This window comes from Flavonifractor sp. An9 (genome assembly GCF_002161245.1).
Lineage (GTDB): Bacteria > Bacillota > Clostridia > Oscillospirales > Oscillospiraceae > Flavonifractor > Flavonifractor avicola.
Genome location: NZ_NFHC01000001.1, coordinates 198,429 through 222,650, shown reverse-complemented (window position 1 = coordinate 222,650; position 24,222 = coordinate 198,429). Strand labels below are relative to the sequence as shown.

Below are 24,222 nucleotides of genomic sequence, written 5' to 3'. Positions count from 1 at the left end.
ACTAATATGGTTTTCAAATGGACGAACCACGCTGGCAATGAAATGTTCCTTTGGCTTGGTGCTTCTTTCCAACTGCCGCCCGGCAAATCGTTGGCGCTTTGTCCCTGTTCTTTTCTCCCCCTGTTTCCTGCTTTTTATCTGGAGGCTCTGTGGTATTTTTTTCTTTTGTTTGCATATGTTACGGCATATAAGACGAAAGGATGTGTCCGCCATGCCGCGCCTGAGCAAGACCGAGTGGATCGCTTTTGTTGCCGCCACAGTGGCCGGCGCCTGTCTGCATCTGTTCACCTTTCTGCCTCCCAACGGCCTTCTCTTTACCGATCTGTCCGGCACTCCCACCTGGGTCACTCTGCCCTGCTGAAGCAAGTCCCCGGAGCGTTTCTCCGGGGACTTGTTGTCTTTTCTGCCTTTCTGCCTGTTTTACCAAAACCACATAAAATTTACCTACTTTCTACACCGGGCCCCCTTGTATTTTTGTTTCCGTTTTGTTACCATTATGATATCCGATTTGCCCACATCCAGAGGAAATCTTTATGTGCTGCGGATGCGTTCAGGCTCCATCCAGCCAGCCGAAAAGGTCCCCTCCGGTAGGGCCCGGAAGGAAAGGTGGAATGTTTCATGAGAAAACACACACGCAAGTTCCTGTCCCTGTTCCTCTCCCTGTCCATGGCCAGCAGCTTCTGCATCCCCGCCATGGCTGCCGAGGGGGACACCACCGCTGCTACGGATGACGGTATTGTGGTGCTGTACACCAACGACGTCCACTGCACCAGCGACGACGGTATGTCCTATGCCGCCATCGCCGCCTATAAGGCCGAGATGGAAGCCAGCTACGGCGCCGACAACGTTACCCTGGTGGACAACGGCGACGCCATCCAGGGCGGCATCCTGGGCTCCCTGTCCAAGGGCAGCTGGATCGTGGACATCATGAACAATGTGGGCTACGACATTGCCATCCCCGGCAACCATGAGTTCGATTTCGGCATGGATACCTTCCTGGACATCGCCAAGAACCAGGCTGAGTACACCTATGTCAGCTGCAACTTCGTGGACGCCGACGGCAAGGCCGTGCTGGAGCCCTACACCATGGTCACCTACGGCGACGTGGACGTGGCCTATGTGGGTATCTCCACTCCCGAGACCCTGACCAAGTCCGCCCCCGCCTACTTCCAGAACGACAAGGGCGAGTACATCTACGGCTTCTGCCAGGATAAGGACGGCAAGGCCCTGTACGACCAGGTCCAGGATACTGTGGATGCCGCCCGCAAGGCCGGCGCTGACTATGTGGTGGCCCTGGCTCACCTGGGTGAGGACGCCCAGAGCTCTCCCTGGATGTCCACCGAAGTCATTGCCAATACCACCGGCATCGACGTGGTGCTGGACGGCCACTCCCACACCACCGAGCCCTCCAAGACCGTGAAGAACGCCGACGGTGAGGACGTGCTCCTGAGCCAGACCGGCACCAAGGCCGAGTCCGTGGGCAAGCTGGTCATCGCTCCCGACGGCACTATGACCACCGAGCTGGTTGCCCTGGCTGACGTGGATACCACCTCTCAGGCCTACACCACCGCCAAGACCTTCATCGAGGGTATCCAGGCTGAGTACAAGGCCATGTCCGAAGAAGTGGTGGCTACTTCCTCCGTGGACCTGACCATCAACGATCCCTACACCGGTGAGCGTGCTGTCCGCTCCGCCGAGACCAACCTGGGCGACCTGTGCGCCGACGCCTACCGCGTGCTGCTGGGCGCTGACATCGGCTTTGTCAACGGCGGCGGCGTCCGCGACAACATCGCTGCCGGCGACATCACCTACGGCAACATCATCGCCGTCCATCCCTTCGGCAACCTGGCCTGCCTGGTTGAGGTCTCCGGCCAGCAGATCCTGGATGCTCTGGAGCTGGGCTCCATGCAGGCCGGCGTGTCTGAGAGCGGCGGCTTCCTGCAGGTCTCCGGCATCAAGTACACCGTGGACACCTCCATCCCCACCTCCGTGGAGCTGGACGACGCTGGTAACTTCGTGAAGGTGGCCGGCGACCGCCGGGTCAAGGATGTTCAGGTTCTGGACAGCGAGACCGGCGAGTACACCGCCATTGACCCCGAGGCCACCTACACCCTGGCCTCCCACAACTATATGCTCAAGGACGGCGGCGACGGCTATGCCATGTTCGGCGCTGACAACGTGAAGATCCTGAAGGATGAGGTCATGGTGGACAACGAGGTCCTCATCAACTACATCAAGGACGAGCTGGGCGGCGTGGTAGGCGAGCAGTACGCCAATCCCAGAGGCGACGGCCGCATCACCGTTCTGTACGCCGACGCTGACTTCTCCGCCTGGTACGGCGAGGCTGTCCGCTATGTGGTGAACAATGATATGATGAGCACCACCAACGGCTTCAGCTTCACTCCCTTCGGCCAGGTGAGCCGCGCCACCGTGTATCAGGTGCTGTACAACATGGAGGGTGCTCCCGCCGTGGAGAAGACCACTGTCACCGACACCGAGGGCAAGTGGTACTCCGACTGCATCAACTGGGCCGCTTCCGTGGGTCTGTTTGAAGGCACCACCTTCGGCGAGGATCAGACCATCACCCGCGCTGAGATCGCCGATCTGATCGCCGCCTATGCCGAGTACAAGGGCATCCAGGCCCCTGCCGCCGACGGCTCCATGGAGAAGGCTCCCGACTATGCCTCCATCCCCGCTGAGTCTCTGGACGGCATGACCTTCTGCTACTACGCCGGCATCATGACCGGCAACGAGGCCGGCCAGCTGATGCCCGCCGGTCAGCTGACCCGGGTGGAGTTTGCTCAGGTTCTGTCCAACTTCGGCGCCCTGACCGCCGAAAAGCCTGCTGCCTGAGGCTCACTCCTGCGTATACAAAAAAAGCTGGGGCGTGCATATGCACGCCCCAGCTTTTTTCTGTTTAGGCCTGTACCGCCTGTTTCAGCGCCTGGGCCAGCTGGTCCGGGCAGGAGGTGGCTTTGAAGCCGCAGCGGATGCCTTCCAGCCGCCGGATGGCCTCATCCACCTTCATACCCTCCACCAGACGGGAGATTCCCTGAAGGTTGCCGTTGCACCCGCCCTGGACCTGCAGGGAGCGGATCACGCCGTTCTCCACATCCACCACCATGCGGTTGGAGCAGACGCCCCTGGGACGATAATCAATGGTCATTTTTCTCTCTCCTTTGATGTTCCCGTTTAACGGGGCAAATCATACCATACTTTGGACAGGATTGCAATTCTTTATACCACTGTGGTATAATAAGCGCAAAAGCCGCAGATGCGCGGCTGTACATTTATACACCCGCCCTTTGTGCTATAAAGGGCAGGCTGCGCCTGTTACACCAGTCTGAATGAGAGGAGGTGTGCCCATTGGCTCCCAGCACCAAACTGGCGCTTGCCAATTCTTTGCGGCGACTGCTGCAGAAGAAGTTCTTGGACGATATTACCGTCAAGGAGATCGTAGAGGACTGCGAAGTCAACCGGCAGACCTTCTATTATCATTTCCAGGATATCTATGATCTGCTCCACTGGTTTCTGGAGCATGAGACCGCCGAGGTCCTGCAGCCCTGCACCTCCTGGCAGGATGCTTTGATGACCTCCTTCCACTACATACAGGAGAACCACGTCATCATCTATCACATCTACCGCTCCAGCGGCCGTGAGCACCTGGACTGCCAGTTCTTCACCATGTCCCACGCCTTGACTGCCAAGCTGCTGGATACTGCCGCCGAAGGTCTTGTCCTGGCGGAGAGAGACCGGGAATTTCTCATTGATTTCTATATGTACGCCCTGGCCGGCACCATGCTGGGCTGGCTGGCCGACGACATGAAGGAGGAACCATCGGAGCTGGCCGCCCGCATCAGTTTTTTATTAGAGGACGAATTCCGGCGGGTTGCGCAGCGTTTCTCCGCCCCCTCTCAACCATCCTGATTTATCCATCTATGTATTTCCCCGGTAAGAATTGTTTCAGGCAGTTCTTACCGGGGAATTTTCTTGTCACTTTTTTGAGTTGCATTATGGCGGCGGCCTAAAATTCTATCCAGGTTGCCAATTGACTTTTTGCCCAAAATAAACTACCATCTCTAGTGTATTTTTACTATAAGAGAGAGGGGTGTGGGCTACGAGTTATCATTTTTTATTTGAAATCGCGGTCATCCTGTTGAGCACCAAGGTCCTGGGAATTGTAACCAAACGTTTTGCATTGCCCCAGGTTGTCGGCGCGCTGTTGGCCGGACTGCTGTTGGGCCCCGCTATGCTGGGCGTGCTTCAGGAAACCACACTGATGGACCAGCTGGCGGAATTGGGTGTTATTGTCCTCATGTTTAACGCCGGTCTGGAGACTGACCTGGGCGAACTGAAGAAGGCAGGCGCATCCGCTTTCATCATCGCCCTCATCGGTGTTCTGGTCCCGCTGGTAGGCGGCTTTGCGCTGGCCTGCTTCTTCAATACCGGAACTGACACCTTCCTGCAAAACGTCTTTGTCGGCGTGATCCTGACCGCCACCTCCGTCAGCATCACGGTAGAGACTCTGAAGGAGATTGGGAAGCTGTCCACCCGTTCGGGCAACGCCATTCTGGGCGCCGCCATCATTGACGATGTGCTGGGCATCGTGGCGCTCACCATTATCACCAGTATGTCGGGCACCGGCGCCAATGTGCTGATGGTCCTGCTGAAGATCGCAGCCTTTTTCGCCATCAGCGTGGTGGTATGGATCGTGCTTCACCGGATCGTGGAGTGGTGGTTCAAGCGATATGACCGGGATAAACGCCGGTTTGTTGTGATTTCCTTTGCGTTTTGCCTGCTGTACGCCTACTTCGCTGAGGAGGTATTCGGCGTGGCCGACATCACCGGCGCCTATATCGCCGGTCTGATCTTCGCCAAGACTCCCCGGGTGGCCTACTTGCAGGATCGCTTCGATACCCTGTCTTACACGCTGCTCTCCCCCATCTTCTTCGCCAGCCTGGGCCTGAAAGTGGTACTGCCGGATATGAGCGGCTCCATCGTTCTTTTCTCCGTCCTGCTGATCCTCTTGGCTGTAGTCTCCAAGGTGGTGGGCTGCGGGCTGGGCGCCAAACTGTGCCGCTACTCCAATCAGGATTCCCTCCGCATCGGCGTGGGCATGATCTCCCGGGGCGAGGTTGCCTTAATCGTGGCCAACAACGGCATTGCGGCGGGGCTGATGAACGACGACTTCTTTGGTCCCGTGGTGCTGATGGTTATCGCAACCACCATCCTCACCCCCATTTTGCTTAAGCTTGTCTACCGCGGCAAAGAAAAGGACTACAGCGACCTGCAGGAGAGCGAGCTGGTCAACCGCTATGAAGACGCTGCCGCCTTTGATTTGGCCGCTCAGGCCCTGCTGGAAGATCACGAACGACTCCGCGATAGTTCTCACAATCAAAAATAAGAACGCAAAAGCTCCGCTGCTATGGCAGCGGAGCTTTTGTTTTTCTAACTACTAACTAAATCAGCCGTTCAGGTAGCTGTTGTACAGCTCCACCAGCTCGTCCTGCTGGGGAGAGATGATGAGCCGCACATACACGCCGTCCCGCTTGACCTCGCTCTTTTCCACGATGGCGTACTGATCGGGCAGATAGTTGTTGAACTCGTTGCGGCGGGCGTCCAGCCGACTCTGCAGCTTGCTCTCCACCGTCTTGGCGCTGTCCTCGTCCTTGGCCTTCACCAGCACGATCTCCTTGGCGGTAATGCCATCTGCTGCAAGGTTGGCGGCAAAAGCCTCCATATCCTCACTCTGGATGCCGTAGAAGTTGAGCATATCGTCCTGACTCAGCTCAATGCCACCCTCAATCGGGGCTTTCTCCAGCATGGCGTCCATCACTTTCGCCACATCCATATCGGCGGTCTTTGTCCCGCCGCTGCAGCCAGCGGCGCTAACCGCCATCATGACAGCCAATGCCAGCAGCAGTACGCTGCGTACTTTCTTTTTCATACGATCACCTTTCCGCGGTTTCTACCGCACTGTTTTTCCATCCGGTCAGCCGTTCTGACGGGCGGCTGCATCCTGCTTCAAATAATCCACCCAGATCCGGCAGGCCTCATCGGTGAAGTGCATCCCCATACCGGAGGCATCGCTGCAATAGGAATCGGGCAGATAGCCTTCCGCGTCGGTAAGCACCGAGGCGATGTCCACATAGTAGTAGCCGTTGCGGTCACACATCTCCTTCAGCTTCTCATTGTACAGCCGCAGGTTGGCGTTGTTAAGCACCTTTTTCTCATTGCCCTTGTGGATGGGAGTGGCCGACTGGACAAAGATCTGCAGATCGGGGGTCTTTTCCTTGATAAGCTTGAGCAGCGTCTCCATATTGGCCACCGAGCCGTCCACGCCATACAGGCCCACATCATTCATACCCAGCAGGATATAGAGCTTCTTGGCGCCGCAGGCGTGGACCGAGTCCTCCAGACGCATCTTGGTGCCCTGGTAGAGGGGATGCACCGACTCGTCGCTGACCTCCCACAGCGCATTTCCGCTGCCCAGGCTGCCGGCGGTAAGGAACTGGGCCTTGCCCAGATAGTCCGGATCGCTCTGGCGCATCTTGGTCACATATCCGGTCAGCTTCAGGGATACCGAGTCGCCTACAAAGACCACGTCGTCAAACCAGGCCCACTCATCTTCAGGTACTGCCGTGGAAACCGTGGGGGTGTCGCCCCCTTCGATCTTGCCGGCCAGATCCAGTGTCTTATAGAGGAGCGTGGCGGTCTCGCTGCGAGTCACCGGCTGGTGGGGCGCCAGAAGTCCGTCCCCGGTGCCGCTGACGATCCCCCGGGCGTACAGATCACCAATGGCCGCCAGGGCCCAGCCGCTCACGGTGTCCACGTCCTGGAAATCAGCCAGTCCGCCTGACAAGCCCTCTTTCTGCTCCACACCGAATACCGGCAGGGCCCTCCACAGGAAGGTAAAGGCCTGCTCCCGGTCCAATGAGGCCGCCGGGGAGAATTTCGTCTCAGAGGTACCCTGAGAGATCCCATGCTCTACCGCCCAGCCCACCGCCTGATAGCAGGCGTCCTCCGGGCGCACGTCCGTAAAGTTGGGCGTGGCTCCGGACGGGCTTCCCGCCGCCCGCCACAGGCTGAGCACAAAGTCACCCCGATTGATCTGGACCTCCCCCAGGAAGTTTCCAGTCTTGGTGGTGTACATCACATCATGTTCCACCATATAGGATACATAGGGGTAGGACCAATGATCCTGTGAAACATCCTGAATGGCGACCCCGGAAGAGCCGCCGGTCATCAGTGCCCCAGCCAATAAAAATGCGACCACCTGTTGGATCAGCATAATATTCCCTCCTGCTGTGATTTGGATTCAGTGTATCAGATTTTTCAGGTTCCGTCCAGAGAAACAGGAAGATTCTTTTTGCTCCATTTTCCTTTTTTCCCACAATGATACGGAAGTATGCTTCAATATCGTTGGGCCCCAACGACTTTGCCCTTTTCCGACCTACTTCTTACGATTTTATGATGGCCCGCAATACCAAAAGCGGAGGAGCCGCCCAAAGGCAGCTCCTCCGCTTTCATACTGATTGGCTCATCCGGCGGGAACGTATGGTTCCTCCGGCGGTGTCTCCGGCGTAGGCGCGGGAGACGGCGTTACACTGGGCTCCGCCGTCTCTCCCCCGGACCCGCCCGAGTCTGTAGGCTCCGGCGGAACGGTGGGATAGGTGGCCGGGTTGGTGGGATCAAAGCCAGGCCACTGCTCCTGGGTAGGCCAGGTGGATTGGTCCTCCAGCCGGAAGGTAGAGGGATCATACGCGTCCGGCTCCGGCGGCTCCGGCTCCGCGGTGTGGACAGTACAGCTGCCCTGGGACTCCAGATACGCCTTGGTATACTGGTTGCTGCTGTCATCGCTGATGAGTACACCGATAGGCTTTACCGTACCCGCGGTGATCCCCAGCGCCTCGTTGGCCTCTCTGGGACAATAGTCGCCGGCCAGATGATACAGGCCCTCGATGGGATTGCCGTCGGCATCCAGAATGGGGGAGTCGGTACAGACATCCACCATGGTGTGCTGGTCACAGTTCTCTACCGGCACATCGTCCGAGAAGAGGTACATCTGGTAGACCCGGTCCCCTCTGGGATCGCTGAGACAGGCCTCGGTGGCCCGCAGTCCGCTGTCCTTACACAGCTGTACCGGCGTCAGTCCGCTGGCCTGCGTAAAGTCCTTGTTCTCCAGGCCCTCATGGACCTGGCTCATCACTTTCTGCCACAGTACCGCGGCGGGGTTGTTGCTGGCATAGATCCGCTCGGGGGTCTTATAGCCCACCCACACAGCCGCAGTATAATAGGGCGTATAGCCCACAAACCAGCGGTCGTTGTTGGCGGTGGTGGAACCGGTCTTACCGGCCACCGTCATGCCCGAGATACGGGCGGCAGTACCGGTACCATTGCTCACCACGTTCTTGAGCATCTCATTCATATAATAGGTGGTTTTAGTGGAGAGAATGACTTCTTCTTCCGTTTCCGTGTTATCCAGCAGCACCTCTTCCACACCGTCCACCTCACGGGTAACCTTGGTGTAGGTCCGGGGCTCGATATACACACCGTCCCGGGGGAACACCGAGTAGGCAGCCGCCATATCCATCACGCTGACACCGTGGGTCAGACCGCCCAGAGCCAACTGGCTGGAACCGTAGTCGTTCTTGACCTCGCCGTTGCTCAGATAGGACTCCTCCAGATCAATGTGGAAATTCTGCTCCACAAAGTCAAAGGAAGTTTCCGCCCCCATCTCCTCCAGAATACGCACCGCCACAGGGTTGGAGGACACCTCCACAGCGGTATTGACCGTAATATCACCGCGGTAGGTCTGGGGATTGTTCAGGGGCCAGTTCTTTCCGTTGAGCACACGCACCGGTTCATCGGCATAGACCGAAGCCGGGGTAATCATACCCAGCTCAATGGCCGGCGCATAGACCGACAGGGGCTTGATGGAGGAACCGGGCTGACGGACAGTGCCGCTGGCCATATTGAGCACCCGGTTGGCCGTCTTTTCGCCTAGGGCGCCCGCCAGGCCCACCACATTGCCCTCGGGGTCAATGATGACAATGGAGGACTGGATATCCTGTCCCTTGGAGGAGGTAAGCACCAGACTGTTCTGATCGTAATAGACCGATTCCACAATGGACTGGATGCGGGTATCCACACAGGCGTAGATCTTCAGGCCGCCGGAGTACACCATGTTCTCCGCCAGCTGCTCGGAGTAGCCATATTCCTCCATCAGGTCGTTGATCACATCGGTGATGACCTGCTCGTCGTACCAGTTGTAAATGGTACTGGGCTTCTTTTCATCTTCGCTGCGGGTGAACACCAGTTCCTCCGCCACAGCTTCATCGTACTCCTCCTGGGAGATCATGCCCAGGTCCAGCATCTTCCACAGCACCAGTTCCTGGCGCTGCTTATTGCGCTCCCGGCCGGTGGTGACCTCGCCGGTCTCCTCATTGGTGATACGAATGTTGGAGTTGGGGCCATACAGGGTGGGGTTATTGGTGATGCTGATGAGGCTGGCGCACTCGGCCAGACTCAGCTCGGACACGTCCTTGCCAAAGTAGTTTTCGGCGGCGGTTGCCACACCGTAACAGTTGCCGCCCAGATAGATCAGATTCAGATACCACTCCATGATCTGCTCCTTGGAGTAGGTGGCGTCAAAGTCCAGGGCGGTAAAGATCTCCAGGATCTTACGCTTAACGGTAACGTCGTCATACTGAGTGGCGTTCTTAATGAGCTGCTGGGTAATGGTGGAGCCGCCCTGGATATCCTTTCCGGTGAACATGAGCAGCACGCCGTTGAGGGTACGCTTCCAGTCCACGCCATTGTGGGTCAAAAATCGCTCATCCTCAATGGCAATGGTGGCGTTGACCAGATTTTCCGGGATCTGATCGTAGGTCACTTTCTTACGGTTCTCTGTACCGTGAAGGGAAAAATGTTCCTCGTATTCTCCCGTCTCCTGGTTCATATAATAGATGGTGCTGGTCAGGTTCATATCAAAATTGGCGTCCAGATGGGCCTGAGGCAGGATGACTGTTTTGATATAGACCATGGCGAAGCAGACGAGGATGATCCCGGTGATCAGCATGACCAGCAGGAAGGTCCCCACCACCTTGCCCACGATTCCCAGGATATGCATCGCGGGACTGCAGGTCTTTTCGCTCCGGCGCCTGGGCGGCCGGGGACTTTGATTGGATCTTGACGGCAAAATGACACCTCCGTATTGGGTAAGCAGGCTTTTGATACTGCTATCTGAAACTAAAGCTTACAGAGAATCGATGTTATTATATCACGTTCTCACCTGTTGTCCACCCTCTTTCCCGGCTTTTTTGTATCCATTCCGTGATTCAAAAAAATTTTAGCACGTCCTGCTCTTGCATTTTACTCAACTACAAGCTACAATAGAGACGACACTAAGGAAGGTATGGTGCCATCTATGAGTGAAGAATTTGGCCCTGATTTCATCACCGTTACCGATGAAGAGGGCAACGAGTTTGAGCTGGAGCACGTTGATACCCTGGACTACAACGGTCAGACCTATATGGCCTTTTTCCCCGCCATTCAGGGCGAGGAACAGGAGGACGGCGTGGAAGAGGTGGACCTGGACGACGAGGAAAACGGCCTCATCATCCTGAAGGTGGTCCATGTGGACGGCGAGGACCAGCTCTCCACCCTGGACAGCGACGAGGAGCTGGAACTGGTCTATCAGCAGTTTATGGAAGCTCTCTTCGCTGACGAAGACGAGGAACATTCCTGAACATGATTCCTGCTCGGTGCGTGACGGGTTTTATTTAAACCCACATCTCTTAAACGGGACGCCCCCTCATGGTGCGGACTGCAGGCCTCCCGGCGCCCCTTCGAGGGACGGCTGGAAGTTGGAAGCAACGAAACATCATGGAGGCGACCCACCTGCCATTTCGTGCAGGTTTTAAATGGATCCGCACGGCCAGAGCGGGGCCCCCACGAAACTGTGGTTTCGTGGGGTTTTCTTATATCCGCAAATCTGAACAAAGTGTAAAACTGGTTTTTAGGCTTGAAAGACAGGCCCTTTTCCTGTATAATACAGGCTTGTCTATACAGATTTGGATGTACAGCCACCCCTGCCGACGGCAGGAACATTGACGAGAGGACTGAAGCAACAAATGAGCGCATCCAGAGAAAAAAAGCAGCGCCGGAGCGATCCCGAGCAGGGCTTGACCCAAAAGCAGCGGGCTGAGCTCCGGGAGCAGAAGGCCGCCAAGCAGAAAACGGTATTGTATACCGCCATCGGCGTGATCATCGCCATCCTGGTAGTCATTCTGCTGGTGTGGCACTCCGGTATTTTCCAGCGCGGCGCCACCGCCCTCACCGTGGACGGCCGGAATTATAATGTCAACGATGTGGAATACTATTTCTACGCGGCCATGGTTGAATCCTATTCCAACGGCGCCTCCTTTGATCCTCAGACCGACCTGCGTGAGCAGTATGTGGACGAGGAGCAGACCCAGACCTACTATGACTACTTCCTGGAGCAGGCCATTACCGACCTGACCGAAGTGGCCGCTGTGGAGAATGCCGCTGAGGAGGCCGGGTATACCTTTACCGACGAGGATCAGGCCACCGTGGACAATTCCATCGCCTATATGAAGAGCTATGCCGCCCAGCTGGGCGCCAGCAGCTTTGAAGGCTACCTGAGAAGCACCTATGGCAAGTATATGACCGTGGGCGCCTATGAGGACTGTGTCCGTCGGGATGTGCTGGTTTCCAGCTATAAGAACGCCTATATGGACGGTCTGGATATCACCGACGACGCCATCCAGACCTACTATGACGAGCACAAGAATGATCTGGACAGCTTCACCTTCCGCTCCATCCAGATCGACGGCACCGCTCCCAGCGGCACCGACGAGGAGGGCAACACCGTGGAGCCCACCGAGGAGGAGTCCGCCGCCGCCATGCAGGCCGCCAAGGCCAAGGCCGACGAGTTCGCCGCTGCCGTGGAGGCTGCCGAGGACAAGGAGGCCACCTTTGCCGAGCTGGCTCCCAACTATGTGTCTGAGAGCAGCAAGGAGAAGTATGAGAGCGATCCTGACTACTCCCTGACCACCGCTCTCTCCGGCACCAGCGTCTCCAGCCGCACCTACGGCGAGTGGATGCTGGATGCCTCCCGCACCACCGGCGACGTGGGCGTGGTGGAATATGATACCGGCTACTATGTGGTGCTCTTCCAGGAGCGTTACCTGGACGAGACTCCCACTGCCGACATCCGCCACATCCTCATCAAGGCTGAGCTGACCCAGGAGGATGATCCCGCCACCGAGGATGTGGACGAGTCCACCGTTCCCACTCAGGAGGCTCTGGACGCCGCCAAGGCCGAGGCCCAGTCCCTGCTGGATGAGTGGAACGCCGGCGACAAGACCGCCGAGTCCTTCGGCGCTCTGGCCGAGGCCAACTCCGATGATCCCGGCTCCAACACCAACGGCGGCCTGTACGAGAAAGTCTACAAGGGCTACTTCACCATCTTTGACAGCTGGCTGTTCGGCGAGGAGACCCGCCAGCCCGGCGACACCACCCTCATTGAGAACACCAACTCCGGCCAGCAGGGCTGGTGTGTGGTCTACTACCAGGGTGCCAACGATCCCGTCTGGAAGCTGGACGCCGACAGCGCCCTGCGTCAGGACGGCATGAACACCTGGCTCACCGGCCTGACCGAAGGTCTGGAAGCGGTCCAGGGCGACGGCATCAAGTATGTAAACGACTAACGACCAAAAGGCGGACGGAGCCCAGCCCCGTCCGCCTTTTTTCGGAGGCTTTATGGACGAAAAATTCTTACGCACCCAAATGCTGCTGGGCGACCAGGCTATGGAGCGCTTGACCGCCGCCCATGTGGCGGTATTCGGCCTGGGCGGCGTGGGCAGCTGGTGCGCCGAGGCCCTGGCCCGCTCCGGCGTGGGGGCCCTCACTCTCATCGACCATGACGAGGTGGGACTCACCAACCTGAACCGTCAGGTGGAGGCCACCCTGTCCACCCTGGGCGTGCCCAAGGCCCAGGCCATGGCAGACCGCATCGCCGACATCAATCCCCAGTGCCGCACCACGGTCCGGGTGGAAAAGTACGAGGCCCAGAACCGGGAGTCCTTCTTTTCCACAAAGTACGACTACATTGTGGATTGTATCGACCTGGTGTCCTGCAAACTGGACCTGATCGAGACCGCCATCACCCGAAAGATCCCCATTCTCTCTGCCCTTGGGACCGGCAACAAGCTGGACCCCTCCCTGTTCCGCATCGGGGACATCTCCAAAACCGAGGGCTGTCCCTTGGCTCGGGTGGTCCGCAAGGAGCTGCGGGCCAGAGGCATCCACCACCACCGGGTGCTGTGGTCCCCGGAGGAACCCAAGGCAGCCACCCAGCATGAGGCTCCTCCCCCCGGCCGCCGCTCCGTCCCCGGCAGCGTAGCCTGGGTACCGCCCGTAGCCGGGCTCATGATGGCCGGCGACGTGGTACTCACCCTGGCCGGTCTGAAAACCGTATAAAAACATCCCTCCGCCGGCAAACTAAGGCCAACGGAGGGATGTTTTTTGCGTCAGAATCATGGAACATGGCTCCGCCCCGCTCTGGCAGGAGGGGCGGCGGGCTTAGTCAACGGTTTTTTCGGGGGCGGGGGCGGTATGGTGCTGGTCCCCCTGCTGGCAGGCTGGTGCGGCCTGGGACAGCGGAAGGCTTTCGCCACCTCAGTCGCCATCATTCTGCCCATGTGCGCCCTGTCCGCCGCCATCTATCTGTTCCGGGGCGGCGTGGATTTGTGGATGGCACTGCCCTATCTGGTGGGGGGCTTGCTGGGCGGTCTCCTGGGCGGGAGGCTGTTTCGGCGCATGAATATGGTGTGGCTCCGACGGCTCTTTGCCCTGCTGCTGCTCTACGGCGGGGTAAAGGCCCTGTTCTTCTAATGGGCTGGCTGACCGCCATTCTGGCAGGGGCTCTTACCGGCATCCTGTCCGGCTTTGGGGTGGGAGGCGGCACCCTGCTGCTCATCTATCTGACCACCTTTGCCGGTATCGCCCAAAACCAGGCTCAGGGCATCAACCTGCTCTACTTTCTACCCTCGGCCGCCGCGGCTCTGCCCGCCCACATTAGGAACGGTTATGTGGAAAAGCCGGTTCTGCTCCCCGCCATCCTCACCGGCCTTGTGTGCGCAGCTTTGGCCGCCTGGGCGGCCACCGGGCTGGACACTGCCCTGCTGCACCGCTGCTTTGGAGGATTTCTTCTGATAGTGGGCTTGCGGGAGCTGTTCCGGAAAGGGTAGGTATTCCTTATCCTCTGGCCCGCTTGAAGGTGAGGTAGCCCTCCAGGATCAGGGTGGCCGCAACAGCATCCACTGTCTTCTTGTGGTTTTTCATCTTCTTGCCCGAGGCGTGGAGGATGTTGTGAGCCTCCACGGTGGTGCGCCGCTCATCCCACAGCACCGGCTTCAGGCCGCAGGTCTCTTCCACCTGGGCGGCAAAGGCCTTGTACAGCTCCGCCCGGGGGCCCTCGGTGCCGTCCATATTCCGGGGAAACCCCATCACCAGCTCGTCTACCTGGTGTTCCTTCACCAGCCGGGCCAGCTCCTCCGCCACCACATCCGCCTTGCGGCTGTGGATCACGGTGGTGTAACCAGCCAGCAGGCCGGTGGGATCAGAAATGGCAACGCCCGTCCGGGCGTCGCCGTAATCAATGGCCATGATACGCAAGATCATCACTCCTTTTTCTGCTTTCTACACTATACAAAAGGAATGAAGAAAAAACAAGTGGAAACTGCTTGACTTTGGTCTCATGCTGTGGTATAGTTCAATTACCTATGAAAAAGGGCTCTTTTTTTGTGCGCATTTTTACGGTGTGATGACGTGCGAAACCCTTCCCTCCGCGTGAGACATAGGGAGGCAAATGTGCCGAATCCGCACCGTGACGTTCCATCCGGCAGCGTTTCGCCGCCGGTACGTGCTGGATTCGGCCTGCGGCCGCATCCGGCATTTTTGCTGTTATGCGGTCAAACAATGAAGGAGGTGCCGAACATGGCGAAGGCCGGCAACCGGGTGAAGATCACCCTGCGCTGCTCCGAGTGCAAGCAGCGGAACTATAACACCAACAAGAACAAGAAGAACACTCCCGACCGTCTGGAATTGAAGAAGTACTGCCCCTTCTGCAGAAAGCACACGGTCCACAACGAGACCAAGTAATGAGCGCTGCAAGACGGCTCAGAAGAAAGAAGGGTTAAACGGAATGTCTGAAAACGAGAAGCTCGAGCAGACCAAGCCCGCCAAGTCCGAGAAGAAGAAGGACGCCAAGGCGGACAAAAAGCCCGGCTTCTTCGCCCGCATCGGCAAGTGGTTCAAGGAACTCAAGAGCGAGCTGAAGAAGGTCCAGTGGCCCACCAAGAAACAGACCATTAACAACACCGTGATCGTCATTCTCTGCTGTATCGTCGTTGGGATCTGCATCTGGGTGTTCGACGCCCTCGCCGGCTCCGTGATTCGTGCCCTGTTGGATCTGTTTGGCAAGGGTTAAGGTGTAGAAGATGGCTGAGAACGCGAAATGGTATGTGGTGCATACCTATTCCGGCTATGAAAACACCGTGGCCGCCAGCATCGAAAAGGCAGTGGAGAACCGTGGCCTGCGGGACCTCATTTTTGAGGTCAGTATCCCTCTGGAGACCGTTACTGAAATTACGGACAACGGCCCCAAGACTGTAGAGCGCAAGGTATTCCCCGGCTATGTGCTGGTCAAAATGGTCCTGACCGACGAGACCTGGCATCTGGTGCGCAACGTGCGCGGCGTCACCGGATTTGTGGGCTCCGGCAACAAGGCCATCCCCCTCTCTGACGAAGAGATCGCCGCTCTGGGCGTGGAAAAGCGCGAGGTAGTGGTGAACTACCAGGTAGGCGACAACGTCAAGATCATCAATGGCGCCCTGGAATCCTTCCTGGGTACCGTGGAGGAGATCGATCTGGACCGCAGCAAGGTCCGGGTGGTAGTCTCCATGTTCGGTCGTGAAACTCCCGTGGAGCTGGAACTGGACGAGATCGAGCCAGTCGAGTAAGCCTCCGGGCACGGCCCCTTTCCCCCGCACGTGGGAGGGACTGCACAGCAGTTCCGCTTCCAACCACATTTATCGTAGGAGGTGCTGTTTCAAATGGCACAGAAAATTACTGGTTATGTGAAACTTCAGATTCCCGCCGGCAAGGCGACTCCCGCGCCCCCCGTCGGTCCTGCCCTTGGTCAGCACGGCATCAACATTGCCGCCTTCACCAAGGAGTTCAACGAGCGCACTAAGAACGATGTGGGCCTGATCATCCCCGTGGTGATCACCGTTTACGCCGACCGTTCTTTCACCTTTATCACCAAGACTCCTCCCGCCGCCGTCCTCATCAAGAAGGCCTGCAACATCGAGTCCGGCTCCGGTGTGCCCAACAAGACCAAGGTGGCCACCATCAGCAAGGAAGATGTGCGCAAGATCGCCGAGACCAAGATGCCTGACCTGAACGCGGCCAGCATCGACGCGGCTATGAGCATGATCGCCGGCACTGCCCGCTCCATGGGCATCGTGGTGGGCGACTAAGCCGAAGGAGGGAATAGAGCAATGTTTAGAGGCAAGAAATATCAGGAGAGCGCCAAGCTCATCGACAAGGGCGCTCTGTACGATACCGCTGAGGCCATGGAGCTGGTGGTCAAGACCGCTCCCGCCAAGTTCGACGAGACCGTTGAGCTGCACGTGAAGCTGGGCGTTGACTCCCGTCACGCCGACCAGCAGGTCCGCGGCGCCATCGTTCTCCCCCACGGCACCGGCAAGACCCAGCGCGTGCTGGTCTTCGCCAAGGGCGACAAGGCTGAGGCTGCTAAGGCTGCCGGCGCCGACTTCGTGGGCGAGATGGACATGGTTGAGAAGATCCAGAAGGAGAACTGGTTCGACTACGATGTGGTCGTGGCTTCTCCCGACATGATGGGTGTTGTGGGCCGTCTGGGTAAGGTCCTGGGCCCCAAGGGCCTGATGCCCTCCCCCAAGGCCGGCACCGTCACCCCCGACGTGGCCAAGGCTGTTACCGAGATCAAGGCCGGTAAGGTTGAGTACCGTCTGGACAAGACCAACATCATCCACTGCCCCATCGGCAAGGTCTCCTTCGGCGCTGAGAAGCTGACCGAGAACTTCAACGCTCTGATGGGCGCCATCATCAAGGCTAAGCCCTCCGCTGCCAAGGGTCAGTACATTCGCTCCTGCGTGTGTGCTTCCACCATGGGCCCCGGCGTGAAGATCAACGGCGCTAAGCTGATGTAATGTAAAATGGGGAGCAGGTTTTCCTGCTCCCCGTTTTTCTCACTCTTTTCCCCAGGATACTTACAAAAAAGTGATCATTTTTCAAAAAAGCACTTGACATCCTTGGGATTCTATTGTATACTATCAGTCGTGTTCAAAGACAGCAGGCGGCGCAAGTCGTAAGTCCTGCCGAGAATGCAGCCACAACGGAATGAATTTCTTTGTGCTGTTTTCGCTGCTTTGAATGCGAAAACAGCTTTTTTGTTGCGTGACTGCATCGGAAAAGTTGAACTCAAATTCAACGGAGGTGAATCCAAATGCCTAACGCAAAGGTTCTCAGTGAGAAGCAGGCCATCGTGGCTGAGCTGACCGAGAAGCTGCAGACCGCCGCCAGCGGCGTGCTCGTGGACTACAAGGGCATCACCGTGGCCGAGGACACCGCTCTGCGCGCCGAGTGCCGCAAGAACGAGCTGGACTACGCCGTGGTGAAGAACACCCTGGTGCGTTTCGCCATCAACAACGTGGGTCTGAACGAGATGGATGACGTGCTCAACGGCACCACTTCTCTGGCTCTGTCCCACGGCGATCCCATCGCTCCCATGCGTGTGATCAACAAGTTCGCCAAGCAGTTCAACGGTGCTAAGTTCACCATCAAGGCCGGCTTTATGGACGGCAAGGTCCTGTCCATGGACGAGATCATGGCTCTGGCCGAGCTGCCCTCCAAGGAGGTCCTGCAGGCTCAGGTCCTAGGCACCATGCTGGCTCCCATCACCAGCCTGGCCATCGTCATCAAGGCCATCTGCGAGCAGAAGGGCGGCTCTGTCGAGGCTGCCGAGCCCGCCGAAGCTGCCGCCGAGTAATTCCCCGCACCATTCTGTATCAATTATAATTTATTTAGGAGGTTACCTATCATGGCTTCTGAGAAAATCACTGCCCTCATTGAAGAGGTTAAGGGTCTGACTGTTCTGGAGCTCTCCGAGCTCGTGCACGCTCTGGAGGACGAGTTCGGCGTTTCCGCCGCTGCTATGGCTGCTCCCGCCGCTGGCGGCGCTGCTGCTCCCGCTGCTGAGGAGAAGACCGAGTTCGACGTGGTGCTGGCTGAGGTCGGCGCCGAGAAGATCAAGGTCATCAAGGCTGTCCGTGAGATCACCGGCCTGGGCCTGGCTGAGGCCAAGGCTGCTGTCGAGGCTGCCCCCAAGGCTATCAAGGAGGGTGTCTCCAAGGACGAGGCCGAGGAGCTGAAGAAGAAGCTGGAAGAGGTCGGCGCCAAGGTGGAGCTGAAGTAATTCCGCTTTCCAATCGGATGAAAAAGACCTGCTGCATTTGCAGCAGGTCTTTTTTTACCGGGCCGGGAATTTCCCGGCCCGGTTTTGTTTTAATCAAAAATCAGCGTAGCGAAGTAATCCTCCGGGGTCTCCGCCCGGCGGATCAGCCTGGTGGAGCCGTCCTCTTGCAGGAGCACCTCGGCGGAGCGCAGCTTGCCGTTATAGTTGTAGCCCATAGAGAAGCCGTGGGCGCCGGTGTCATGGATCACCAGCAGGTCTCCCCGCTCCACCTCCGGCAGCATCCGGTCGATGGCAAACTTGTCGTTGTTCTCGCACAGGCCGCCGGTGACATCATACTTGTGGTCGCAGGGGGCGTCCTCCTTGCCCATGACGGTGATATGGTGGTAGGCGCCGTACATGGCAGGGCGCATCAGGTTGGCGGCACAGGCGTCCACGCCTACATATTCCTTGTAGGTGTGCTTGAAGTGGAGTACCTTGGTGACCAGGCAGCCGTTGGGCCCCAGCATAAAGCGACCCAGCTCGGTGTAGATGGCCACATCTCCCATGCCCACGGGCACCAGGATCTGCTCAAACTGCTTGCGCACCCCCTCACCAATGGCGGCAATGTCGTTGGCAGGCTGATCAGGCTTGTAGGGGATGCCCACGCCGCCTGACAGGTTGATGAAGCAGATATCACAGCCCGTCTCCTGCTCCAGCTCCACCGCCAGTTGGAACAGGATGCCCGCCAGGGTGGGATAGTACTCATTAGACAGGGTGTTGGACGCCAGGAAGGCGTGGATGCCGAACCGCTTGGCTCCCATGGCCTTTAACTTTTTGAAGCCCTCAAAGAGCTGCTCCCGGGTGAAGCCGTACTTGGAGTCACCGGGGGTGTCCATCACCTGGAAGCCCTCGGTAGATGCGCCGATGGTGAAGGTACCGCCGGGGTTAAAGCGGCAGGAGATGGTCTCGGGGATATATCCGATGGTCTCTTTGAGAAAGTCAATGTGGGTGAAGTCATCCAGATTGATGGTAGCCCCCAGCTGAGCGGCCAGCTTGAAATCCTCCGCCGGGGTATCGTTGGAGGAGAACATGATCTCCGGCCCGGTGAGACCGCAGCGCTGGGAGAGCATCAGCTCGGTGAGGGAGGAGCAGTCGGCGCCGCAGCCCTCCTCCCGCAGGATCTTCAAAATGGCAGGATTGGGGGTGGCTTTCACGGCAAAATATTCTTTAAAGCCCGGATTCCAGGCAAAGGCAGCTTTCAACCGCCGGGCGTTTTCCCGGATGCCTTTCTCGTCATACAGGTGGAAGGGCGTGGGGTACTGCTGGGTGATGGAGCGCAGCTGCTCCGCTGTCACAAAGGGTCGTTTCATGGGTTCACCTTCTTATCTTTTGCTATTTACTATAGTAAAGTTTCGGCCATCTGTCAATGTACAGATCATCCTTTGTTTCCCAATTTCAAAATTCCATCTTTAGAATTATGCCCAAATGCGCAAAATATCACCGGTCCTCCTTGCATATATAACGCCGTTCTGATATAATATTATGAATTTAGAATGCGGACAGGAGGCGTTTGTTTTGAAAGGGAAGGTATTGCAGCAGACAGACGCTATGGCTAGGAGGCAATTGTTTTTTCTTTGAAAAAGCAGTTGCTTTTTTTCTGCCCGCGTGGAAAGAGAGGAATGTTGAATGAACGACAACCGCACCCCCGGCAGTGAGCCCATCCGGGATGCACGCACCCTGGGTCTGCCCAAGATGCTCATCCTGGGCCTGCAGCATATGTTCGCCATGTTTGGCGCCACTGTGCTGGTCCCCATCCTGGTTCAGGGCTACGGCCTGCCCCTGTCCATCCAGACCACCCTGTTCTTCGCCGGTATCGGCACCCTGTTCTTCCACATCTGCACCCGTTTGAAGGTACCTGCTTTCCTGGGTTCTTCCTTTGCCTATCTGGGCGGCTTCTCTGCCGTGGCTGCTCTGGACGCCGGTAAATACGCCGGCATGGATCCGGCCGTCAAGCTCCAATATGCCTGCGGCGGCATCGTGGTGGCCGGTCTGCTCTATGTGGTACTGGCCGCCATCATCAAGCTGGTGGGCGTGAAGAAGGTCATGCGCTTCCTGCCCCCCGTGGTCACCGGCCCCATCATCATTCTGATCGGCCTGAACCTGGCCCCCTCCGCCGTCTCCAACGCCTCCTCCTGCTGGTGGCTGGCCATCGTGGCCATGGCCATCATCATCGTGGCCAACATCTGGGGCAAGGGCATGATCAAGATCATCCCCATCCTGCTGGGTGTGGTGGGCTCCTATGTCATCGCCGTCATTGCCAACGCCATGGGCGCCACTGCTCTGGACACCGCCGGCAATGTGGTGCCTCTGATCGATTTCTCCGGCGTGGCTGCCTCCGCCCCTGTGGGCCTGCAGCCCTTCTTCACGGATTTCACCGGCTCCATTGCCAAGTTTGACCTGACCTCCATCCTGGTTATGGCTCCCATCGCCATCGCCGCCATGATGGAACACATCGGCGATATGTCCGCCATCTCCGCCACTGTGGGCGAGAACTTCCTGGAGAACCCCGGCCTCCACCGCACCCTCATCGGCGACGGCATCGCCACCTCTCTGGCCGGTCTGTTCGGCGGCCCCGCCAACACCACTTACGGCGAGAACACCGGCGTGCTGGTGCTCTCCCGTGTGTATGACCCCAAGGTGGTCCGTCTGGCCGCTATCTACGCGGTGATTCTGTCCTTCTCCCCCGCCTTTGCCGCCATCGTCAACTCCATCCCCACCGCTATCATCGGCGGCGTGTCCTTCATCCTCTACGGCATGATCTCCGCCATCGGCGTACGCAACGTGGTGGAAAACCGGGTGGACTTTACCAACTCCCGGAACCTGATTATCGCCGCCGTCATTCTGGTGTGCGGTCTGGGCTTCTCCAACGGCATCACCTTCTCCATCGGTGAGGCCCATGTTACCCTCACCAACCTGGCCATCGCCGCCATTGCCGGCATCGCTCTCAACGCCATCCTGCCCGGCAAGGACTATGAGTTCGGCTCCGACGTCACCGAGGGCCGTTCCGGCGACTTCGGCCGGTATTAAGGCCAATGGAACCACTTGTTGCGGAAGTGACATCTTTTTGCGGTGGCTTTGCCCCCGGCCTTCTGGTAAGATGAGACCAGAAAGTCAGGAGGTGTTTCCATGAAACTGCCAGAGAAACTTGTAACGCTGCGCAAGCAGCGGGGCCTATCCCAGGAGTCTATGGCGGAGCAGCTTGGGGTGTCCCGTCAGGCCATCTCCCGCTGGGAACAGGGCTCTGCACAGCCCGATGCTGGCAACCTGTTTCAGCTCAGCCGCCTGTTCCAGGTCTCCGCCGACTATCTTCTGGATGATACCATGGACCACCCCGTTCAACCTGCCCCATCCACCTCAGCCGATCCTCTGAAAAAGCGCCGGCTGGCCGGACTGCTGCTGGCCGCCGTCGGACTGCTGGGAAATCTGGTGATCTATATTCTCTCCCGGATCATAGCGGTCACGGTCACCACCACCTATCACATCGATCAAATTCAGCAGTCCTATCAAAGCAATGAAACCATCCACAGCTGGAAGTATTTCATCCAGGTCTATGATCTGGAGGTACTTACCGCTCTGCTCTGTTTTCTGCTGGTGGGAGGGGTGGCCCTTGTTCTGGTCTCCTGGCCCCCGGTCCGCTCCAAGCTGTTTGACTGACAGAAAAATGCCGCGGCAAATGCCGCGGCATTTTTTAGCCCATCTGACCTTATTATATTTTCTATATCTGACGTTTGAATAAAGGTCAGTCCAGCGCTATAATCAAGGCAAAGAGAAAGAACAAAGGAAGTGTTCTCCATGCGATCCCGTTCCAATTCTACGCTGAAAATCGCCGTTTTGGCCATGATGGCCGCTCTGGTGTTTGCCAGCAACTACCTTCGCATCACCATGCCCATCGCCATCGGAGGCAATACCTCCTTTACCCTGGCCAACATCATGTGCTGTTTGTCCGGCCTGCTGCTGGGCCCCATCGGCGGTCTGGCCTCCGGTCTGGGCTCCGCTCTGTATGACCTGACCAATCCCCTGTTTGTCTCCGAGTGCTGGCTCACCTTCCTGACCAAGGGTGCCATGGGCCTAGGTGCCGGTCTGGTGATGTGGAAGGCCTCCCACCGGGAGGAACCTACCTATCCCCGCTGCCTGTCCGGTGCGGCCCTGGGCTGCGTGATCTACTACATCCTCTATTTTGCCAAGAGCTACTTCTACAACGGCCTGCTGGTGGACGGTCTGACCCCCACTGTGGCGCTGGCCACCTTGCCGCTGAAGGTACCCGCCTCCATCTTCAATGCGGTACTGGCCCTGGTGGCCGCTCCCCTGCTGTGCGTACTCATCCGTACCGCCCTCAAGCGTTCCCACCTGAAGCTGGCCTGACAAACCTATGAAAAATGCCCGCTGCAAAGGCAGCGGGCATTTTTGTATTCCTTACAGCACAGCCTTAATGCGCTCCACAGCCTGCCGGGTGGCCTCAGCCTCGCCAAAGGCGGTGAGACGAATGTAGCCCTCGCCGCTGGGACCGAAGCCAGCGCCGGGGGTAGTGACCACGTTGGCCTCCCGCAGCAGCTTGTCGAAGAAGTCCCAGGAGCCCATGCCGTCGGGGGTGCGGGCCCAGATATAGGGGGAATTCTCTCCGCCGGACACAGTAAGACCGGCAGCAGCCAGGCCTTCCCGGATGACCTTGGCGTTATTCAGGTAGTAGTCGATGGTTTCCTTCACCTGAGCGCGGCCCTCAGGGCTGTACACGGCCTCAGCGCCCCGCTGGACCACATAGGGCACCCCGTTGAACTTGGTGCACTGACGGCGGTTCCACAGGCCGTTGAGGGCGGTGCCGTTGCGCTCCAGGTCCTTGGGGATCACGGTATAGGCGCAGCGGGTGCCGGTGAAGCCGGCAGTCTTGGAGAAGGAGCGGAACTCGATGGCACAGGTACGGGCCCCCTCGATCTCAAAGATGGAGTGAGGAATGGCGGGATCGGTGATGAAGGCCTCGTAGGCGCTGTCAAAGAGGATGACGGCACCGGTGGCATTGGCGTGGTCCACCCAGGCTTTCAGCTGCTCCCGGGTGGCCACAGCACCGGTGGGATTGTTGGGGAAGCACAGGTAGATCAGATCCACCTTCTGCTCCGGAATGGCGGGAGAGAAGCCGTTCTCCGCCACGCAGGGCATATAGACCAGGTTGCTCCACCGGCCAGTGGCGGCATCGTAGTCCCCGGCCCGGCCAGCCATGGCATTGGTGTCCACATAGACGGGGTACACCGGGTCGCACACCGCCACCACGTTGTCAATGCCGAAGATATCGCCGATGTTGCCGCAGTCGCTCTTGGCGCCGTCGGACACAAAGATCTCATCGGGCTGGATATCCACGCCCCGGGCCTTGTAGTCGTGCTCCGCGATGGCCTGCCGCAGGAAATCGTAGCCCTGCTCCGGGCCGTAGCCGTGGAAGCCCTGGGCGGTGGCCATCTCGTCCACCGCCTTGTGCATGGCGGCGGTAACGGCGGCAGGCAGGGGCCGGGTCACGTCGCCGATGCCCAGCCGGATCAGGGTCCGGTCCGGATTGGCCTCACTGTAGGCCGCCACCCGGCGGGCAATTTCAGAAAACAGATAGCTGCCGGGCAGCTTGTTGAAATTTGCATTGATGTTTGCCATTGTGC

At 58.2% G+C, this 24,222-nt stretch carries 26 protein-coding genes and 1 other RNA gene; 20 read left to right on the top strand and 7 right to left on the bottom strand.

The window, feature by feature from the left end; all coding sequences use genetic code 11:
* The first annotated feature begins 211 nt into the window (after positions 1 to 211).
* Complete coding sequence (locus tag B5G40_RS16805; RefSeq protein ID WP_158099462.1) at positions 212 to 361, top strand: hypothetical protein; 150 nt, start codon at positions 212 to 214, stop codon at positions 359 to 361.
* Between the two features lie 257 nt (positions 362 to 618).
* Positions 619 to 2,853, top strand: a complete 2,235-nt coding sequence (locus B5G40_RS01135) for a bifunctional metallophosphatase/5'-nucleotidase (protein WP_204220753.1) — start codon at positions 619 to 621, stop codon at positions 2,851 to 2,853.
* A gap of 64 nt (positions 2,854 to 2,917) precedes the next feature.
* Here the strand turns inward: B5G40_RS01135 and B5G40_RS01130 are convergent, their stop codons facing one another.
* Positions 2,918 to 3,166, bottom strand: a complete 249-nt coding sequence (locus B5G40_RS01130; RefSeq protein WP_087188146.1) for a TIGR03905 family TSCPD domain-containing protein — start codon at positions 3,164 to 3,166, stop codon at positions 2,918 to 2,920.
* A gap of 200 nt (positions 3,167 to 3,366) precedes the next feature.
* Between B5G40_RS01130 and B5G40_RS01125 the strand changes: the two genes are divergently transcribed.
* Both B5G40_RS01125 and B5G40_RS01120 read left to right on the top strand, forming a co-directional pair.
* Positions 3,367 to 3,927: a TetR/AcrR family transcriptional regulator gene (locus tag B5G40_RS01125; protein WP_242959106.1), complete on the top strand. Its 561-nt coding sequence runs from the start codon at positions 3,367 to 3,369 to the stop codon at positions 3,925 to 3,927.
* Between the two features lie 229 nt (positions 3,928 to 4,156).
* Positions 4,157 to 5,404 (top strand): cation:proton antiporter, encoded by a 1,248-nt coding sequence (locus B5G40_RS01120; protein ID WP_242959104.1) that lies wholly within the window; start codon positions 4,157 to 4,159, stop codon positions 5,402 to 5,404.
* Positions 5,405 to 5,464: 60 nt separating this feature from the next.
* Here B5G40_RS01120 and B5G40_RS01115 read toward each other — a convergent pair whose 3' ends face one another.
* The 3 genes from B5G40_RS01115 to B5G40_RS01105 form a co-directional block, all read right to left on the bottom strand.
* Complete coding sequence (locus B5G40_RS01115) at positions 5,465 to 5,947, bottom strand: DUF4358 domain-containing protein (RefSeq protein ID WP_087328341.1); 483 nt, start codon at positions 5,945 to 5,947, stop codon at positions 5,465 to 5,467.
* Between the two features lie 45 nt (positions 5,948 to 5,992).
* A complete protein-coding gene (locus B5G40_RS01110) occupies positions 5,993 to 7,291 on the bottom strand; it encodes an S-layer homology domain-containing protein (protein ID WP_087398484.1) in 1,299 nt (432 codons plus the stop codon).
* A 249-nt stretch (positions 7,292 to 7,540) separates the two neighbouring features.
* Complete coding sequence (locus tag B5G40_RS01105; RefSeq protein ID WP_087398483.1) at positions 7,541 to 10,132, bottom strand: transglycosylase domain-containing protein; 2,592 nt, start codon at positions 10,130 to 10,132, stop codon at positions 7,541 to 7,543.
* 297 nt (positions 10,133 to 10,429) lie between these two features.
* Between B5G40_RS01105 and B5G40_RS01100 the strand changes: the two genes are divergently transcribed.
* From B5G40_RS01100 to B5G40_RS17125, 6 genes are all read left to right on the top strand, one after another.
* A complete protein-coding gene (locus B5G40_RS01100) occupies positions 10,430 to 10,750 on the top strand; it encodes a DUF1292 domain-containing protein (protein ID WP_242958817.1) in 321 nt (106 codons plus the stop codon).
* A 3-nt stretch (positions 10,751 to 10,753) separates the two neighbouring features.
* A non-coding RNA gene (ssrS, locus tag B5G40_RS01095) (6S RNA) lies at positions 10,754 to 10,955 on the top strand.
* 180 nt (positions 10,956 to 11,135) lie between these two features.
* Entirely contained in the window at positions 11,136 to 12,734 is a 1,599-nt protein-coding gene (locus B5G40_RS01090; protein WP_087398482.1) for a peptidylprolyl isomerase, read from the top strand.
* Positions 12,735 to 12,786: 52 nt separating this feature from the next.
* Positions 12,787 to 13,506: a tRNA threonylcarbamoyladenosine dehydratase gene (locus B5G40_RS01085; protein ID WP_087398481.1), complete on the top strand. Its 720-nt coding sequence runs from the start codon at positions 12,787 to 12,789 to the stop codon at positions 13,504 to 13,506.
* A 45-nt stretch (positions 13,507 to 13,551) separates the two neighbouring features.
* Positions 13,552 to 13,920 (top strand): TSUP family transporter, encoded by a 369-nt coding sequence (locus B5G40_RS17130; protein ID WP_191433693.1) that lies wholly within the window; start codon positions 13,552 to 13,554, stop codon positions 13,918 to 13,920.
* Positions 13,920 to 14,276, top strand: coding sequence for a TSUP family transporter (locus tag B5G40_RS17125; protein WP_206407196.1), 357 nt, complete (start codon positions 13,920 to 13,922; stop codon positions 14,274 to 14,276). The genes B5G40_RS17130 and B5G40_RS17125 overlap by 1 nt, the downstream gene beginning before the upstream one ends.
* A gap of 7 nt (positions 14,277 to 14,283) precedes the next feature.
* Here B5G40_RS17125 and ruvX read toward each other — a convergent pair whose 3' ends face one another.
* Positions 14,284 to 14,703, bottom strand: a complete 420-nt coding sequence (gene ruvX / locus B5G40_RS01075) for a Holliday junction resolvase RuvX (protein WP_087188158.1) — start codon at positions 14,701 to 14,703, stop codon at positions 14,284 to 14,286.
* Positions 14,704 to 15,024: 321 nt separating this feature from the next.
* On the opposite strand from ruvX, the gene rpmG reads away from it, so the two are divergent.
* The 7 genes from rpmG (at position 15,025) to rplL (ending at position 18,547) form a co-directional block, all read left to right on the top strand.
* A complete protein-coding gene (gene rpmG / locus B5G40_RS01070) occupies positions 15,025 to 15,189 on the top strand; it encodes a 50S ribosomal protein L33 (protein ID WP_087188137.1) in 165 nt (54 codons plus the stop codon).
* A gap of 43 nt (positions 15,190 to 15,232) precedes the next feature.
* Positions 15,233 to 15,517, top strand: a complete 285-nt coding sequence (gene secE, locus B5G40_RS01065; protein WP_087188136.1) for a preprotein translocase subunit SecE — start codon at positions 15,233 to 15,235, stop codon at positions 15,515 to 15,517.
* Positions 15,518 to 15,527: 10 nt separating this feature from the next.
* Positions 15,528 to 16,049 (top strand): transcription termination/antitermination protein NusG, encoded by a 522-nt coding sequence (gene nusG / locus B5G40_RS01060; RefSeq protein ID WP_087328325.1) that lies wholly within the window; start codon positions 15,528 to 15,530, stop codon positions 16,047 to 16,049.
* A gap of 93 nt (positions 16,050 to 16,142) precedes the next feature.
* On the top strand, positions 16,143 to 16,568 hold the full coding sequence (rplK, locus tag B5G40_RS01055; protein ID WP_087188134.1) for a 50S ribosomal protein L11: 426 nt from the start codon (positions 16,143 to 16,145) through the stop codon (positions 16,566 to 16,568).
* 21 nt (positions 16,569 to 16,589) lie between these two features.
* On the top strand, positions 16,590 to 17,282 hold the full coding sequence (gene rplA, locus B5G40_RS01050; RefSeq protein WP_087188133.1) for a 50S ribosomal protein L1: 693 nt from the start codon (positions 16,590 to 16,592) through the stop codon (positions 17,280 to 17,282).
* Positions 17,283 to 17,578: 296 nt separating this feature from the next.
* Positions 17,579 to 18,121, top strand: a complete 543-nt coding sequence (gene rplJ / locus B5G40_RS01045; protein WP_087272719.1) for a 50S ribosomal protein L10 — start codon at positions 17,579 to 17,581, stop codon at positions 18,119 to 18,121.
* A gap of 51 nt (positions 18,122 to 18,172) precedes the next feature.
* Positions 18,173 to 18,547, top strand: a complete 375-nt coding sequence (gene rplL, locus B5G40_RS01040) for a 50S ribosomal protein L7/L12 (protein WP_087188131.1) — start codon at positions 18,173 to 18,175, stop codon at positions 18,545 to 18,547.
* Between the two features lie 89 nt (positions 18,548 to 18,636).
* Here the strand turns inward: rplL and B5G40_RS01035 are convergent, their stop codons facing one another.
* Positions 18,637 to 19,896, bottom strand: a complete 1,260-nt coding sequence (locus tag B5G40_RS01035; protein WP_087398479.1) for a diaminopimelate decarboxylase — start codon at positions 19,894 to 19,896, stop codon at positions 18,637 to 18,639.
* Between the two features lie 316 nt (positions 19,897 to 20,212).
* Between B5G40_RS01035 and B5G40_RS01030 the strand changes: the two genes are divergently transcribed.
* From B5G40_RS01030 to B5G40_RS01020, 3 genes are all read left to right on the top strand, one after another.
* Positions 20,213 to 21,613 carry a uracil-xanthine permease family protein gene (locus tag B5G40_RS01030; protein ID WP_087389195.1) on the top strand — a complete coding sequence of 467 codons (1,401 nt, stop codon included), beginning with the start codon at positions 20,213 to 20,215 and terminating at the stop codon, positions 21,611 to 21,613.
* Positions 21,614 to 21,712: 99 nt separating this feature from the next.
* Complete coding sequence (locus B5G40_RS01025; protein WP_087398478.1) at positions 21,713 to 22,240, top strand: helix-turn-helix domain-containing protein; 528 nt, start codon at positions 21,713 to 21,715, stop codon at positions 22,238 to 22,240.
* A gap of 138 nt (positions 22,241 to 22,378) precedes the next feature.
* Positions 22,379 to 22,948: an ECF transporter S component gene (locus B5G40_RS01020; protein WP_087398477.1), complete on the top strand. Its 570-nt coding sequence runs from the start codon at positions 22,379 to 22,381 to the stop codon at positions 22,946 to 22,948.
* Between the two features lie 51 nt (positions 22,949 to 22,999).
* Here the strand turns inward: B5G40_RS01020 and B5G40_RS01015 are convergent, their stop codons facing one another.
* The gene (locus B5G40_RS01015) at positions 23,000 to 24,217 is read right to left on the bottom strand and encodes an LL-diaminopimelate aminotransferase (RefSeq protein WP_087398476.1); all 1,218 of its coding nucleotides are present in this window, start codon (positions 24,215 to 24,217) and stop codon (positions 23,000 to 23,002) included.
* Positions 24,218 to 24,222: the final 5 nt, after the last annotated feature.

Excerpts from the sequence above, each read along its gene's own strand:
- B5G40_RS01135 (WP_204220753.1), top strand. The coding sequence starts at position 619 with ATGAGAAAACACACACGCAAGTTCCTGTCCCTGTTCCTCTCCCTGTCC.
- B5G40_RS01090 (WP_087398482.1), top strand. The coding sequence starts at position 11,136 with ATGAGCGCATCCAGAGAAAAAAAGCAGCGCCGGAGCGATCCCGAGCAG.
- B5G40_RS01130 (WP_087188146.1), bottom strand. The coding sequence starts at position 3,166 with ATGACCATTGATTATCGTCCCAGGGGCGTCTGCTCCAACCGCATGGTG.
- secE (WP_087188136.1), top strand. The coding sequence starts at position 15,233 with ATGTCTGAAAACGAGAAGCTCGAGCAGACCAAGCCCGCCAAGTCCGAG.
- B5G40_RS17125 (WP_206407196.1), top strand. The coding sequence starts at position 13,920 with ATGGGCTGGCTGACCGCCATTCTGGCAGGGGCTCTTACCGGCATCCTG.
- rplJ (WP_087272719.1), top strand. The coding sequence starts at position 17,579 with ATGCCTAACGCAAAGGTTCTCAGTGAGAAGCAGGCCATCGTGGCTGAG.
- B5G40_RS01020 (WP_087398477.1), top strand. The coding sequence starts at position 22,379 with ATGCGATCCCGTTCCAATTCTACGCTGAAAATCGCCGTTTTGGCCATG.
- rplL (WP_087188131.1), top strand. The coding sequence starts at position 18,173 with ATGGCTTCTGAGAAAATCACTGCCCTCATTGAAGAGGTTAAGGGTCTG.
- B5G40_RS01115 (WP_087328341.1), bottom strand. The coding sequence starts at position 5,947 with ATGAAAAAGAAAGTACGCAGCGTACTGCTGCTGGCATTGGCTGTCATG.
- B5G40_RS01105 (WP_087398483.1), bottom strand. The coding sequence starts at position 10,132 with ATGCATATCCTGGGAATCGTGGGCAAGGTGGTGGGGACCTTCCTGCTG.
- B5G40_RS01015 (WP_087398476.1), bottom strand. The coding sequence starts at position 24,217 with ATGGCAAACATCAATGCAAATTTCAACAAGCTGCCCGGCAGCTATCTG.
- B5G40_RS01025 (WP_087398478.1), top strand. The coding sequence starts at position 21,713 with ATGAAACTGCCAGAGAAACTTGTAACGCTGCGCAAGCAGCGGGGCCTA.
- B5G40_RS01035 (WP_087398479.1), bottom strand. The coding sequence starts at position 19,896 with ATGAAACGACCCTTTGTGACAGCGGAGCAGCTGCGCTCCATCACCCAG.
- rplA (WP_087188133.1), top strand. The coding sequence starts at position 16,590 with ATGTTTAGAGGCAAGAAATATCAGGAGAGCGCCAAGCTCATCGACAAG.
- rplK (WP_087188134.1), top strand. The coding sequence starts at position 16,143 with ATGGCACAGAAAATTACTGGTTATGTGAAACTTCAGATTCCCGCCGGC.
- B5G40_RS16805 (WP_158099462.1), top strand. The coding sequence starts at position 212 with ATGCCGCGCCTGAGCAAGACCGAGTGGATCGCTTTTGTTGCCGCCACA.
- B5G40_RS01030 (WP_087389195.1), top strand. The coding sequence starts at position 20,213 with ATGAACGACAACCGCACCCCCGGCAGTGAGCCCATCCGGGATGCACGC.
- B5G40_RS01085 (WP_087398481.1), top strand. The coding sequence starts at position 12,787 with ATGGACGAAAAATTCTTACGCACCCAAATGCTGCTGGGCGACCAGGCT.
- B5G40_RS01100 (WP_242958817.1), top strand. The coding sequence starts at position 10,430 with ATGAGTGAAGAATTTGGCCCTGATTTCATCACCGTTACCGATGAAGAG.
- B5G40_RS01110 (WP_087398484.1), bottom strand. The coding sequence starts at position 7,291 with ATGCTGATCCAACAGGTGGTCGCATTTTTATTGGCTGGGGCACTGATG.
- rpmG (WP_087188137.1), top strand. The coding sequence starts at position 15,025 with ATGGCGAAGGCCGGCAACCGGGTGAAGATCACCCTGCGCTGCTCCGAG.
- nusG (WP_087328325.1), top strand. The coding sequence starts at position 15,528 with ATGGCTGAGAACGCGAAATGGTATGTGGTGCATACCTATTCCGGCTAT.